Annotated in this window: 10 protein-coding genes and 1 pseudogene; 6 read left to right on the top strand and 5 right to left on the bottom strand. The window is 61.5% G+C overall.

Annotated features, from left to right (window positions below; translation table 11 throughout):
• Window positions 1–30 precede the first annotated feature (30 nt).
• The 4 genes and pseudogenes from FGL86_RS02080 to FGL86_RS18345 form a co-directional block, all read left to right on the top strand.
• Entirely contained in the window at window positions 31–1,416 is a 1,386-nt protein-coding gene (locus FGL86_RS02080; protein ID WP_147183048.1) for an aspartate aminotransferase family protein, read from the top strand.
• A complete protein-coding gene (locus FGL86_RS02075; protein ID WP_147183047.1) occupies window positions 1,413–2,915 on the top strand; it encodes an aldehyde dehydrogenase in 1,503 nt (500 codons plus the stop codon). Before FGL86_RS02080 ends, FGL86_RS02075 begins: the two co-directional genes overlap by 4 nt.
• Window positions 2,916–3,088: 173 nt before the next feature.
• Window positions 3,089–3,601 (top strand): GNAT family N-acetyltransferase, encoded by a 513-nt coding sequence (locus FGL86_RS02070; RefSeq protein ID WP_147183046.1) that lies wholly within the window; start codon window positions 3,089–3,091, stop codon window positions 3,599–3,601.
• A gap of 18 nt (window positions 3,602–3,619) precedes the next feature.
• Window positions 3,620–3,724: pseudogene (locus FGL86_RS18345) on the top strand (aldehyde dehydrogenase family protein); the annotation flags it as partial.
• A gap of 2 nt (window positions 3,725–3,726) precedes the next feature.
• On the opposite strand, the gene FGL86_RS02060 reads toward FGL86_RS18345, so the two are convergent.
• From FGL86_RS02060 to FGL86_RS02050, 3 genes are all read right to left on the bottom strand, one after another.
• Window positions 3,727–4,434, bottom strand: a complete 708-nt coding sequence (locus FGL86_RS02060; protein ID WP_147183044.1) for an SPOR domain-containing protein — start codon at window positions 4,432–4,434, stop codon at window positions 3,727–3,729.
• 3 nt (window positions 4,435–4,437) lie between these two features.
• Complete coding sequence (argS, locus tag FGL86_RS02055; protein ID WP_147183043.1) at window positions 4,438–6,123, bottom strand: arginine--tRNA ligase; 1,686 nt, start codon at window positions 6,121–6,123, stop codon at window positions 4,438–4,440.
• Window positions 6,124–6,250: 127 nt separating this feature from the next.
• Window positions 6,251–8,494, bottom strand: a complete 2,244-nt coding sequence (locus tag FGL86_RS02050; RefSeq protein ID WP_147183042.1) for a primosomal protein N' — start codon at window positions 8,492–8,494, stop codon at window positions 6,251–6,253.
• Between the two features lie 244 nt (window positions 8,495–8,738).
• Here FGL86_RS02050 and rpmE point away from each other — a divergent pair, with 244 nt between their 5' ends.
• Window positions 8,739–8,954 carry a 50S ribosomal protein L31 gene (rpmE, locus tag FGL86_RS02045; protein WP_147183041.1) on the top strand — a complete coding sequence of 72 codons (216 nt, stop codon included), beginning with the start codon at window positions 8,739–8,741 and terminating at the stop codon, window positions 8,952–8,954.
• A gap of 266 nt (window positions 8,955–9,220) precedes the next feature.
• Window positions 9,221–10,489, top strand: a complete 1,269-nt coding sequence (locus FGL86_RS02040) for a malic enzyme-like NAD(P)-binding protein (protein ID WP_147183040.1) — start codon at window positions 9,221–9,223, stop codon at window positions 10,487–10,489.
• A gap of 130 nt (window positions 10,490–10,619) precedes the next feature.
• On the opposite strand, the gene FGL86_RS02035 is transcribed toward FGL86_RS02040, so the two are convergent.
• Window positions 10,620–11,312: a DUF481 domain-containing protein gene (locus tag FGL86_RS02035; protein ID WP_147183039.1), complete on the bottom strand. Its 693-nt coding sequence runs from the start codon at window positions 11,310–11,312 to the stop codon at window positions 10,620–10,622.
• Window positions 11,313–11,438: 126 nt separating this feature from the next.
• The gene (locus FGL86_RS02030) at window positions 11,439–13,958 is read right to left on the bottom strand and encodes a penicillin-binding protein 1A (RefSeq protein WP_147183038.1); all 2,520 of its coding nucleotides are present in this window, start codon (window positions 13,956–13,958) and stop codon (window positions 11,439–11,441) included.
• Between the last annotated feature and the right edge of the window lie 96 nt (window positions 13,959–14,054).

Here is a 14,054-nt window from a genome sequence, read left to right as displayed (position 1 = left end):
ATATCTATTTTGCTTCAAGAGGATTTCGGTATGCGCCATTCACCTGCTGAACTCAAGCGTCTGGATCGCGACCATTACCTGCACCCCTTCACCGATTTCAAGGCACTCGGTGAAGAAGGCAGTCGCATCATCACTCATGCGGAAGGCGTTTACATCTTCGATGCGGATGGCAAGCGCATTCTTGATGGCATGGCCGGGCTCTGGTGCGTCAATATCGGCTATGGCCGCGAGGAGCTGGTAGAGGCCGCCACTCACCAGCTGCGTGAACTGCCTTTCTATAACAGTTTCTTCAAGACCACCCACGCGCCGGTGGTGAAGCTTGCGGAAAAACTCTGCCAGCTGGCACCGGGGAACATGAACCGGGTGTTCTTCACCGGCTCCGGCTCCGAAGCCAACGACACGGTGCTGCGCATGGTGCGCCGCTATTGGGCGCTCAAGGGCAAGCCGGAAAAGAAGTGGATCATCGGCCGTGAGAACGGCTATCACGGCTCCACCGTGGCGGGCATGAGTCTCGGCGGCATGGCGCTGATGCACGAACAGGGCGGCCCCTGCGTGCCGGGCATCACCCATGTGCGTCAGCCCTATTGGTTCGGTGAAGGCCAGCACACGTCGCCGGAGGAATTCGGCCGCGAATGCGCTCAAGCCATCGAGGATCGGATTCTGGAGCTCGGCGAAGACAACGTCGCCGCCTTTATCGCCGAGCCGGTGCAGGGTGCCGGTGGTGCGATCATACCGCCGGACAGCTACTGGCCGGCGGTCAAGGAAGTGCTTGCCAGGTACGACATTCTGTTGATCGCCGACGAGGTGATCTGCGGTTTCGGGCGGCTCGGCGAATGGTTCGGCAGCACATACTACGGCCTGACGCCGGACCTGATGCCCATCGCCAAGGGACTGTCTTCCGGCTACCTGCCTATCGGCGGCGTGCTGGTCGGTGACCTGGTGGCGGAAACCCTGATCGAGGAAGGCGGTGAATTCTTCCACGGCTTCACCTATTCCGGGCACCCCACCTGTGCCGCGGTGGCACTGAGAAATCTCGAACTGCTCGAGGAAGAAGGCGTGGTCGACAATGTTCGCGACAATCTGGCGCCCTACCTGGCCAAGCGCTGGGCGGAGCTGGCCGAGCATCCCATCGTCGGCGAAGCGCGCAGCGTCGGCCTGATGGGCGCCCTGGAACTGGTAGCGGACAAGACCACCAATGCACGTTTCGACAAGTCCCTGAGCGCGGGCAACGTCTGCCGGGATATCTGCTTCGACAGCGGCCTGGTGATGCGCTCCGTGGGAGACATCATGGTGCTTTCTCCGCCGCTGGTGATCACTCGTGAGCAGATCGACGAACTGGTGGACCTGGCGCGTCGCGCCCTGGATGAAACCGCCGCCCGACTGGCCCACGCTCAGCAGAAGGAGCTCGCCCTATGAATGCCCAGCCACAGACCCGTGCGGATTGGCAAACGCTGGCGCAGTCCCAAGCCTTCGAGACTCGCGCCTATATCAACGATGACTTCGTGGCCTCGCAGAGCGGCGAGACCTTCGAGACCATCAATCCCGCCACCGGCGTGCGGCTCGCGAATATCGCCAGCTGCGATCAGGCGGACGCGGAACTCGCCGTGAATCACGCCCGGCGTGCCTTCGAAGGCGGCGAATGGTCCCGGCTCGCCCCCATCGAGCGCAAGCGAACCCTGCTGTGCCTGGCGGATTTGATGGAAGCCAACAAGCATGAGCTGGCGCTGCTGGATACCCTGGACATGGGCAAGCCGGTCTCGAGCTCTCTTGGGGACATGGCCGGCGCCATCGGCTGTCTGCGTCATCATGCGGAAACCATCGACAAGCTCTACGGCGAGGTGGCGCCTACCGGCGAGGATGCCTTGGGTCTGGTGCTGCGAGAGCCTATCGGCGTGGTGGCCTCCATCGTGCCCTGGAACTTCCCGCTGATGATGACCGCCTGGAAGATTGCCCCGGCCCTCGCCGCTGGCAACAGCGTGATCCTCAAGCCCTCGGAGAAATCGCCGCTTTCCGCCCTGCGCCTGGCGAGCCTGGTCAAGGAGGCCGGCTTGCCTTCCGGTGTCTTCCAGGTGTTGCCCGGCTTCGGCCACACTGTGGGCAAGGCCCTGGCGCTTTCCATGGACGTGGACTGCCTGTCCTTCACCGGCTCGACCCAGGTGGGCAAGCAGCTGATGCAATACGCCGGTCAGTCGAACCTGAAGAAGGTCTATCTGGAATGCGGCGGCAAGAGCCCGAACATCGTCTTCGCCGACTGCAAGAATCTGGATGCGGTGGCCCGGAACGCCGCCGCGGCGATCTTTCGTAACCAGGGTGAGGTGTGTATCGCCGGCTCCCGGCTGCTGGTGGAAAACAGCATTCGCGAGGATTTCATCGAACGGGTATTGGCCGCCGCCGAAACCATGCAGCCTGGGGATCCGCTGGATCCGGAAAGCTTCATGGGCGCGATTGTTGATGAGGCACAATACCGCCGCGTGCTGGACTATATCCGCCAGGGCGTGGAAGAAGGCGCTCGGCTGCGGGTGGGCGGCGAAGCGATCGACGCCGAGAGCGGCGGCCTGTTTATTCCCCCCACGGTGTTCGATAGCGTGACCCAGGGCATGACCATCGGCCGGGAGGAAATCTTCGGCCCGGTGCTCGCCGTATTCGGCTTCGACACGGAGGAAGAGGCGATCCGCCTGGCCAACGACACCGTCTACGGCCTCGCCGCCGGGCTGTGGAGCCAGGATATCGACCGCATCATGCGCGTCTCACGACGCCTGCAGTCCGGCCAGGTCTACGTCAACAACTGGGCCGGCGGCGACCAGACCATGCCCTTCGGCGGCGTCAAGCAGTCCGGCAACGGCCGGGACAAGTCCTACCATTCCCTAGAGGAGTATTCCGATCTCAAGACGGTGTGGGTATCGCTTGCGACCTGATGGCTCCTGGAAGGCTTATGCCCTCTGAAGGCTTGCTCAGTCGTTGGAATCCATTGGGGCTGCAAGGCGACTCTCTGGAAGTATTGGCATGGCTTTATGTTCCATACGTCTTTATCACTGCAGTCCATCGTGTCATTCCGCGTTCGATGTAAGCCACGTCAAGAGATAGAGCCATGCTTGAAACCCTGGAAATACGGCGTCTTTTGCCGGGTTCGCCGCATCTAACGTTGGTTGCCAAGTGGCAATACGAGCAATGGGGTAATCTGTCTCCGAAAACGTCTCAAGAGGCCTGGCAAGAAGAACTGCTTCGGGAATGTAGTTTCGACGGAATCCCAGCCGTGCTTCTTGCGCTTGTTAAGGGGTATCCCGTTGCCACTGCGAGTCTGGTTGAAGCGGACATGGAGACACGTCGCGAACTTAGCCCGTGGCTGGCCTCGGTATACGTGCTACCCGAATGGCGCGGGCAAGGTGTTGCTTCACGTCTGGTCAGAAAAGTTGAATGCGAAGCCCAGAGCATGGGGATAACAAGGCTTTACTTGTTCACCCCGGATCAACAAGCGCTCTATCATCGATTGGGCTGGAAAGATAAAGAAACGCTGGACTACCAAGGCGTGAGCGTGTCTATCCTTACGCGGGAGTTTGCTTCCCGTCGTGGGCAAAGTGTTAGCGATACAAAGTATATATAATCGAAGCCCTTCACTTAGACCATGCCTTTCGGCGGCGTCAAGCAGTCCGGCAACGGTCGCGACAAATCCTATCACTCCCTGGAAGAGTATTCCGATCTCAAGACGGTATGGGTCAGCCTGGCGACTTACCGCTGCAGGCGAATCATCAGCGGTTCTATCCCCTGCGCCACCATCAGATCCTGGGCGCGATTGAGCTCCGCGGTATCCGTGTAGGGCCCTACCTGCACCCGATGCCAGGTGTTGCCGTCGCCACCCTTGACCTGGGTGATACGCGCCAGCAGGCCGAAGTCCTTGAGTCGGCTGGCCATGCGCGCCGCGTCATCGGTACTGCGGAAGGAGGCGGCCTGGAGCATATAGCGGTAGCCGTCAGCCTTGGTGGCGCTTGCCGCGCGGTTTGCCTTGGCGGCTTCCTGACGCGCCAGCTGAGCGGCGATAGGATCGATGGTAGCGGCTTCTTGTGGCTTGTCGCCGTTCGCCGGCGCCTGGGGCGGTGGCTTGGGGGCGGTAACCTTCGACTGCTGCGGCGCTACCACTTCCGACTCCGGAAGCAGGGTGTAAAACTCGAAGGTCGGCATTGCCGAGTCGGCGTCGTCTTCGCCCTTCGCCTGCTCTCTATCCTGATTGGCCGCATCGGGCTTGGACAGCACCGTGGCGGGCATCGGCGGGGCGGACTCCTGCACGTACTGGGCAAGAAAAAATCCTGCTACCAGTCCAGCCAGGCCCCATAACCAGCCCGGCAGGCCGGCCCGGGGCTTGGATGGAGTCTTGCGTGTCGTGGCGCCACTCTTTGGCGCAGAACGCTTGCTTTTAGGCTTGGTCTGACGCTCCGCCATGACTTACATCTCCTCCGGGGCGCTGACGCCGAGCAACGCGAGGCCATTGGCCAGTACCTGGCGCGTCGCCAAGGCCAGGGCCAGCCGGGCGTTGCGCAGGGCTTCGTCTTCCACCATGACCTTGACCGCGTTGTAGCAGGTATGAAAATCCGCCGCCAGATCCTGCAGATACTGGGCGATCTGCTGGGGTTCGCGGCTTCTGGCCGCGTGCTCCACTACTTCGGGGAAGCGCGCCAGGCGATTCATCAGCGCCTTTTCCGCGTCTGCTTCCAACAGCGATAGATTATCCAGGGCCAGGTCAAGGGAAAAATACAACCCCTCTCGCTCCGCCTTGCGCTGCACGCTGCAGATCCGCGCGTGGGCGTACTGAATGTAATAGACCGGGTTATCGTTGGTCTGGGAGCGGGCCAGGTCGATGTCGAAGGTCAACTGGGAATCCGCCCGCCGAGCGACGAGGAAGTAGCGGGTGGCATCCCGGCCCACCTCGTCGATCAGGTCGCGCAGGGTCACGTAGCTGCCGGCACGCTTGGAAAGCTTGACCTCCACCCCGGAGCGGGTGACCAGCACCATCTGGTGCAGCACGTAGTCCGGAAAGCCCTGGGGAATGCCGACTTCCAGCGCCTGCAGTCCTGCCCGCACCCGGGTCACCGTGGAGTGATGATCCGCCCCCTGTTCGTTGATCACCTGCTTGAAGCCGCGCTGCCACTTGTCCAGATGATAGGCGACGTCCGGAAGAAAGTAGGTGTAGCCGCCGTCCTGCTTGCGCATCACCCGATCCTTGTCGTCGCCGAAATCCGTGGTTTTGAGCCACAGGGCACCGCCCTGCTCGTAGGTATGGCCGCCCTCGACCAGCCGCTTCACCGTGGCCTCGACCTTGCCCTGGGTATAAAGAGAGGATTCCAGGAAGTAGACGTCGAATTCCACCCCGAAGGCCTTGAGATCGAGATCCTGTTCCCGGCGCAGATAGGCCACGGCGAAATCGCGAATCGCCTCGAGATCCTCCGGGTCGCCCTTGCCGGTCACGTGCCGGTCGTCCGCGTCTACCCGCTCACCGGCGAGATAGCTGTTGGCGACGTCGAGAATATAACCGCCGCGGTAGCCGTCTTCCGGCCAGCTCGGATCCTCCGGGGCCAGACCCTTGGCCCGAGCCTGAACGGAGCGCGCCAGGTTGACGATCTGCGCCCCGGCGTCGTTGTAGTAGAACTCCCGGGTCACGTCGAAGCCGGTGGCTTCCAGCAGGCGACACAGGCTGTCGCCGATGGCGGCGCCTCGCCCGTGGCCCACGTGCAGCGGGCCGGTAGGGTTGGCGGAGACGAACTCCACCTGTACCTTGCGACCCTGGCCGATCATGCTGCGGCCGAAGGTTTCTCCCTGGCTCAGAACTTCATCGACTATCCGGGCGGTAGCGTCGACGCTGGCAAAGAAATTGATGAAGCCGGGGCCGGCAATTTCCACATCCGTCACGGCTGAGGACGCGGGCAAGGCGGCGACCAGGGCTTCCGCCAGCTCTCGAGGCTTCTTGCCCGCGGGCTTGGCCAGCATCAGGGCAAGGTTGGTGGCGTAATCACCGTGAGTCTTGTCCTTGGTGGCGTCGATCTTGATGGTGGGGGTGAGATCCTGAGGCAACAGGTCCTGTTGCTTGAGCGTCGTCAACGCCTGCTCAAGCAATGAGATAAGCGTAGCTTTCATGAAAAGACGAATGTCCTGTAGCCGAATTCAAGGAAATACGGTTGAGCGTCGATTTCGGCCAGCCGTATTGTTGGGTCGGCTATTATCGGCAATTGTGTCCAGGCTTTAAAGCCCGGACTCGGACAGGTCAACTCAAGGTCTGCGGATCGATATCCAGCGACCATCGCACTCGGCGCCCGTCCCTGTGATTTTCGAGCCACTGAATCAGCCAGGCGCTGGCTTCGTGCAGCTGGCTGCGTCGAGCGCTGCCGAGCAAGAGTTGAACATGATAGCGATTCTGGCGCCGCTCCATGGGGGCGGGTACTGGTCCCAGACAGTCCACCGCCAAGTCGTGCTGTTCAAGCCATTGCCTCAACGCCAGGGCCACGGACTCCGCCAGCGTGGTGGCGGCTTCCGCCTTGGCGCTTTCGAAACGTGCCAGCGCCAGGAAACGAAAGGGCGGCAGGGCGGCGGCGCGACGTTCCTCGAGCAGCTGTTCCGCCAGGACATCGTAGCCCTGTTCCGCCAGCAGCCTCAGGTGGGGATCATCGCTGTGCAGGGTTTGTACCAGGACTCGACCCGGATGCGCGGCACGCCCGGCGCGTCCTGCCACCTGAATCAGCAGTTGCGCGCTGTGCTCCAGGGCGCGAAAGTCGCTGGCATAGAGCCCCGCATCCGCGTTGACCACCGCCACCAAGGTGACGTGAGGTAGATGATGGCCCTTGGCCAGCATCTGGGTGCCCACCAGCAGACAGGGCTCGCCACGGCGCACCTCTTCCAGGGTCTGTTCGAAAGCGTGCTTGCGTCGGGTGCTGTCTCGGTCGATGCGGTGGACCGGCACCTCCGGAAACAGGGCGGCCAAGGTTTCCTCGGTGCGCTCGGTGCCGGTACCCAGCGGGCGCAGATCCGCGCTGGCGCACGTTGGGCAGACGTCCGGCAGCCGCTGCTGTCGATCGCAGTGATGGCAGATCAGGCGCGGCGGCTGACGATGCCAGGTCATGCGAGCGTCGCAGGAAGGACACTCGGCCATCCAGCCGCACTGATGGCAGGCCAGTGTCGGCGCGAAGCCGCGCCGATTGATGAACACTAGGGCTTGGTGGCCTGCCGCCAGGGTTTGCCGCAGCGCCTCGATCACCGGGGGTACCAGCCCGCCCTGCTGAGAGCGACCGCGCAGTTCCACGAGTTCCAGCTTCGCCGGGGGATGGCGGCTCGCCCGTTGGTCCAGGCGCAGGCGGCGATAGTCGCCGCTTTCGACCTTGGCCAGGCTTTCCAGGGAAGGTGTGGCGCTGCCCAGCAGCAGTGGAATGCCGTGGCGTCGCGCCCGTACCACCGCCAGGTCCCGGGCATGATAGCGCAGCCCGTCCTGCTGCTTGAAGGAGCCGTCGTGCTCCTCGTCGACGATGATCACTCCCGGCTTCGCCAGCGGCGTGAAGATGGCGGAGCGGGTACCGATCACGATGGGGGCTCGGCCGCTCATGGCCGCTAGCCAGCCGTCCAGACGCTCGTGATCCGAAAGCCCCGAGTGAAGCGCCACCACCGGCACGCGGAAGCGTTTGCGAAAGCGAGCCAGGGTCTGCGGGGTCAGGCCGATTTCCGGTATCAGCACCAGCGCCTGGCGCCCCTTGGCGACAATCGCCTCGATCAGCTGCAGATAGACTTCCGTCTTGCCGCTTCCGGTAACGCCTTGCAATAGATAAGGCTGAAATGCATCGAGGCTTTCATGCAAGGCCGCTAACGCCTGGGACTGCTGGCGCTGCAGCGGAAGCGCCGGTTCTGCCAATAGTCCTCCTCGTGTCGGCGCCGAACGAGTTTCCAGGGTTTCGATTTCATGTCGGATCAAGTTTTTTTTCGCCAGAGCGCTCAGCTGTGCTCGGGTAAAATCCTGAGCGGTCAAGGCCGGCATTACCAGGCCGCGGGAATGCTGTCGTAACAGGGCAAGAAGCGCCGCCTGGCGTGGCGCTCGGTCGAGGCTGGCAAGGTCGATCTCCAGACCTTGCGCCGTCGCATGCCAGCGCTCCCGAGTGCGGGCTTCCAGAGGTTTCCCCTGGCGCAGCAGTACCGGCAGGGTCTGATGCAGGGTGTCGCCCAGGGCGTGCTGGTAGTAGCGCGCGGTGAAACGCCCCAGCCACAGCCAGTCTTCCGGCAGCGGCCTGTCATCGAGCCAGGCGCTAACGCTCTTGAGCTGCTGTGCCGGTACTTCGCTGGTATCTCGACCTTCGATCACGATACCCACCATCTGGCGCGTGCCGAAAGGAACGCGCACCCGCATGCCGGGCTGCCAGCCCTGAGTCGGAATATCCTGTCCAGGACGGTAGTCGAACAGACGGCGCAGGGGCGTCGGGAGGGCCACGGCGATCACGCTGGGCGAGAGGTGGTGGGAACTCGCTGGCAATTGTCCTCCGGAGGATTGTCTGCTAAATTGCACGCCCTTCGCGGCGAGTCGTTTCTCTTGTTTCTGTGTTGAACTTGTTACACGCGGCGTGTCTAACTGTTAGTTCGATAACGATTGATGGCTCGTCGAACGAAATCCGGTCTGGCGCAGGTGAATGCTTGACATAATCCTTGGCCACTACACAACCCGTATGCGGTGCTCGGCATCCGATCGAGTGGCGGCATACAGCGAACGAGGCATGAAGATGAAACAAGGTATCCATCCCGATTACAAGCGTGTTACCGCTACCTGCAGCTGCGGTGCCACCTACGACGTGGGCACGACGGCGAATCACGATTTCTCCCTGGACGTGTGCGCCGAGTGCCATCCTTTCTATACCGGCAAGCAGAAGCAGGCCGCTACCGGCGGTCGCGTGGAGCGCTTCAACAAGCGTTTCGGCGCTGCGGTTCGGCGCGGATAAGCGTTCGTTCTTCCTTGACCGATTATCGAAACCCGCCGCACGGCGGGTTTTTCATGGCCGTTAGTCATATCGAGCCCGAATGCTACACTGAATAACGTCCTGGAACGGGAATGAAACTTTCAGCGTAGCTCGTGAAATGGAAAATAATTCCATTAGTTTGGTAATTTAAAGCTATTACATAGAGTTATGCCAAGTTGTGGGGCGAAGTCTTTTTCTATATTCTGATGACACCCGTATACGATCTCTTTCGCAAGACTGGACCCGACATGACTGATTCCAAGCAAGCGGCGCTGGATTACCACTCAAAACCTATTCCTGGCAAGGTCGCCATCGAAATCACCAAGCCGACCGCATCGGCCAAGGATCTGGCGCTGGCCTATAGCCCGGGGGTCGCGGAGCCTTGTCGCGAAATCGCCAAGGATCCGGAGAATGCCTATCTCTACACGAGCAAGGGCAATCTGGTGGCGGTGATCACCGACGGCACGGCAATTCTTGGATTGGGCAATCTGGGTCCCATGGCCAGCAAGCCGGTCATGGAGGGCAAGGGTGTACTGTTCAAGCGCTTTGCAGGAATCAATTCCGTGGATGTGGAGGTCAACGCGGAGAGCCCTCAAGCATTCATCGATACCGTGGCGCGCATCGCCGATACCTGGGGCGGCATCAATCTGGAGGATATCAAGGCGCCGGAATGCTTCGAAATCGAGCGTGCCCTGATCGAGCAGTGCAACATCCCGGTCTTTCACGATGATCAGCACGGTACCGCCATCGTCACCGCCGCCGGCATGCTCAACGCACTGGATATCGCCGGCAAGCGAGTCGAGGAAGCACGCATCGTCTGCGTAGGGGCGGGCTCCGCCGCCATCGCATGCATGAAGCTACTGGTCTCCTGCGGCGTCCGGGCGGAGAACATCTTCATGCTGGATCGCAAGGGAGTAATCCACAGCGGCCGGGAAGACCTCAATCAGTACAAGGCGATGTTCGCCACGGAAACCGACAAGCGAACGCTGGACGACGCCATCGACGGTGCGGACGTGTTCATGGGGCTCTCCGGTCCCAACCTGTTGTCTAAAGAACAGCTCAAGACCATGGCGCCGAATCCGGTGGTGTTCGCCTGCTCCAACCCGGATCCGGAAATTCATCCGGCGGACGCCCACGATGCGCGAGACGACGTCATCATGGCCACGGGACGTTCCGACTATCCCAATCAGGTCAACAACGTGCTGTGCTTCCCGTTCATCTTTCGCGGCGCCCTGGACGTGCGGGCGACGCGCATCAACGAGGAAATGAAGCTCGCCGCGGTGTATGCCCTGAAGGATCTCGCCCGGGAGCCGGTACCCCAGAGCGTGCTGGACGGCTACGAAATCGATCATCTCGAATTTGGTCGCGGCTATATCATTCCCACGCCGCTGGATGAGCGCCTGCTCGACCGGGTGTCCTCCGCGGTCGCTCAGGCGGCGGTGGATTCAGGTGTCGCCCGCAAGCCCTATCCCTCGCACTACCCTCTCAAGAGCGTTGGCGACGTCTACGGCGACTGACGCTCATCGAACGACTCTTAGCGCTGCGGAATAAAGATGCCGGCCCTGGTGGCCGGCATCTTGCATCATGAAGAGGTTTTTCCATTTCCTGGTCATGGCTTTTGTACAAAGCTGCTGGTCGACGATGCGTTTACCATTGATAAAGCAGGGAGGCGCTGGTCGTGAGATCGGTATGGGCCTCGGCCTCATCCGGGGGTGACGAGTTGTGTTTGATTTCGTGGGACAGGCGCAAGGCCAAGTGCGAATTTAGATGGGCGGTCAGAGCGGTGAGCGAGCGTGTCGTCAATTCCCTACGGGTCACTTCCAAAGAAAGCTCCTGACTTAACGAAGCAGTTTCAGAGAAGTACCAACCACCATCCACAGCGCCATAAGCGACGCTCAGCCGTCGTTTGGCTTCATCCTCGAGATCATCCAGCCGATAGCCCGCGCCAGTTTCCAAGGCCAACCAGCGAGTCTCTTCGTCCAGCAAGGTTCGCCCGTAGCCGGCGATCATCGTGAACTGTTGATCGTAGCCGCTGAAACGATCCTTCTCCCAGCGCGCGAATCCAAATAGATAGTGCGGCCCTTCCAGATCGCGCCGCCCACGCGCCGACAGCAGGTATTGCTCGGCGCTGGTGTCGCTATCCTTGACCACGCTTTTGGCTTCGCCTCTTAGACGATGAGTCCAGAGACCGGTCAGCCAGGTCAAGCGTATTTTGGCGATAAGAGTTTCACTGTTCGTATTACCGGATAAATTAGTGTAGCCGAGCTCACCATCGCCACTGAAACTCGGCGCATCATCCTGAGGCGGTGGGGGCGAGTAGAAGGGAGCTGCCCAAACCATGACGCTAGGAGTCACCAAGCCCAAGGCGACTATTGGCACCAGGCTTCGGCTAAGGACAGAATGAAAGATCAGAAAACTTCCTTGTACTGATTGATCCAAAGAACCGGTCGATACGGGCCTCTGGTTTTAAAAGATAGCCTCAAAAGAGCCCGTTCCCTGAGAGCCGGTCTGACGTTCCAGTTCACGATCGACCTGTCGGGCCGCGTATTCCGGCAGATGGTTTTCCAGAAAGATTTCCTGAATACCGCCGCCCTGATCGTCATGCAGACGACGTCCGGTTTCCGGATCGACCCGCGCAGAAACGATATCCTGCGGGCGCTCCGGCATGGCCTCCGGTTTGCCTTTCAAGGCTTCGCGCATGAAATCCTTCCAGATTGGCAGCGCCGCCTGGGCGCCGTACTCCCCCGTGCTTTCGTTGTTGTCCTTGCCGACCCATACCGCCACCGCGAGGTTGCTGTTGAAACCGGCGAACCAGGCGTCCCGCTGGTCGTTGGTGGTGCCGGTCTTGCCGACGATATCCTGGCGGTCGAGCTCCAGGGCGCCACGGCCGGTACCATGCTCGATCACGTCCCGAAGCATATCCCGCAGAATATAGACGGTACCGGAGTCGGCGATGCGGCCCGCCACCGGGTAGCGCTCGCCGTCGATTTCTACCTCTTTCGTCTGCTCGTCGCAGCTACGGCAAGCAACCCGGGGCGTAGCCTTGTCGATGACCTCGTCCTCTTCACCCTGTACGACCCGGTCGATGAACCAGGGTGAGACCTGGAAACCGCCGTTGGCAAGAATCGCGTAGCCGTTGGTTACCTCCAGCGGCGTCAGACCGGCGGTGCCCAGCGCCAGGGAAAGGCTATGCGGCAACGCTTCCCGATCGAAGCCGAAGCCGGCGAGAAAATCCAGGGTGGGGTTGATGCCCATGCTGCGCAGCAGGCGAATCGTCACCAGGTTGCGCGAATGGGTCAGCGCTTCCCGCAAGCGAGTCGGGCCGCGAAACTGGCCGCCGGAGTTGGTAGGTCGCCATAGCCCGCCGCTGTCCGCCATGACAACTGGTGCGTCGTTGATCACCGTGGCCGGCGTCATGTCGCCGATCTTGAGCGCCGCCAGATAGACGAAGGGCTTGAAGGTGGAACCCGGCTGACGCTTGGCCTGAATGGCACGGTTGAACTTGCTGGAGGAAAAGCTGAAACCGCCCTGCAGGGCAAGTATGGCCCCGTTATCCGGGTTGGTCACCACGATCGCGCCTTCGATACCGGGCCGTTGAGAAAGACGCCAGCTGCCGTCGTCGCGCTGGAGGATACGCACCAGCGAGCCGCGTTCGGCGATTTGTGCCGCGGAGGAGGGCGCCGGACCGCGCGCCTTGGGGCCGCGATACTCCCGGGCCCAGTTCAAGGCTTCCCAGTCCAGAGTGATGACCTCGCCCTCTTGATCGAGCACGCGCATCTCGCGTCCCTCGCTCTCGATCACGATCGCCGGCTTCAAGGGTCCGTAGGCCGGAGTGCGTTCGAGCACTCGCAGCCAGTTGCTGACATCGCCTTCGATGCCGGTGACTCGGGTCTGACTGCTGGCGGCGGCCTGACGTGCGGTTTCGCGCACCTCGGACTCCGCAAGCTCTTCTTCCAGCCCGCTGCGAGCGGTGCGGTCCTGGGCCTCCACCAGGCTGGCGGGAATATCGGTTTCTTCCGGGCCGCGCCAGCCGTGGCGAGTGTCGTAAGCGATCAAGCCCTGGGTCAAGGCCCGACGAGCCAGCGGCTGCAGTTCGCTGTCCAGGGTGGTGTAAACGTGATAGCCGCCGGTGTAAGCGTCCTTGCCATAGCGGTCCTGGGCGAACTGTCGGGCCATTTCCGCTACGTAGGGCGCTTCGACTTCGGGCTCCACGCTGTAGCGCTGGGCGGTGATCGGTGCCTGTACCGCCTGGGCATAGGTCTCTTGATCGATGAAGCCGAGTTCGCGCATGCGATACAGAATCCAGTTGCGGCGAATCAGCGAGCGCTCCGGATTGGCTAGCGGATTGAAGCGGGAAGGCGCCTTGGGAAGCCCGGCAATCATGGCGATTTCCGATAGCGTCAGCTCTTCCAGCGGCCGGTCGTAATAGGTCTTCGCGGCGGCGGCGATACCGTAGGCGCGATGGCCCAGGAATATCTTGTTGACGTAGAGAGAAAGGATTTCCTGCTTGCTCAGCACTTGTTCCATCTGTAGCGACAGCAGGATCTCGCGAATCTTGCGGGTAAAGGTGCGGTCCAGGGTCAGCAGGTAGTTACGCGCCACCTGCATGGTGATGGTGCTGCCGCCGGATTGGATGTCGCCGCTGGTGGCGAGTTCCAGCGCCGCCCGGGCCAGGCTCTTGAGTTCGACACCGCTGTGGTCGAAGAAGCCCGCGTCTTCCGCCGCCAACAGAGCATCGATCATTTCCTGAGGAATTTCCTCGAAGGTTATCGACTGGCGACGCTCCTCGCCGTACTCGCCGATCAGCTTGCCGTCTCGCGTGAAGATGCGCAGCGGCGCCTGCAGTTCGATGTCCTGAAGCTGGCGCACGTCCGGCAGACCCGGCGCGAAGTAAAGCGCGGCGCCTGCCACCCCGAGTAGCCCGGCCGCGGTAAGGGACAGCACGAGCCATATCGCTGATACGACTAACGTTTTGAATAACTTCATGAAATGGCGATATCCGTGATGGTGTGGCGTAGGGCGGGGATTACGCAAAAGTAGCCGCCGCTACGCATTATAAGTAGCCCGTTGCCGAGTCACCAG

The sequence above is a fragment of the Pistricoccus aurantiacus genome (genome assembly GCF_007954585.1).
GTDB classification, from domain to species: domain Bacteria; phylum Pseudomonadota; class Gammaproteobacteria; order Pseudomonadales; family Halomonadaceae; genus Pistricoccus; species Pistricoccus aurantiacus.
This window is presented reverse-complemented; position numbering and strand designations above follow the sequence as displayed.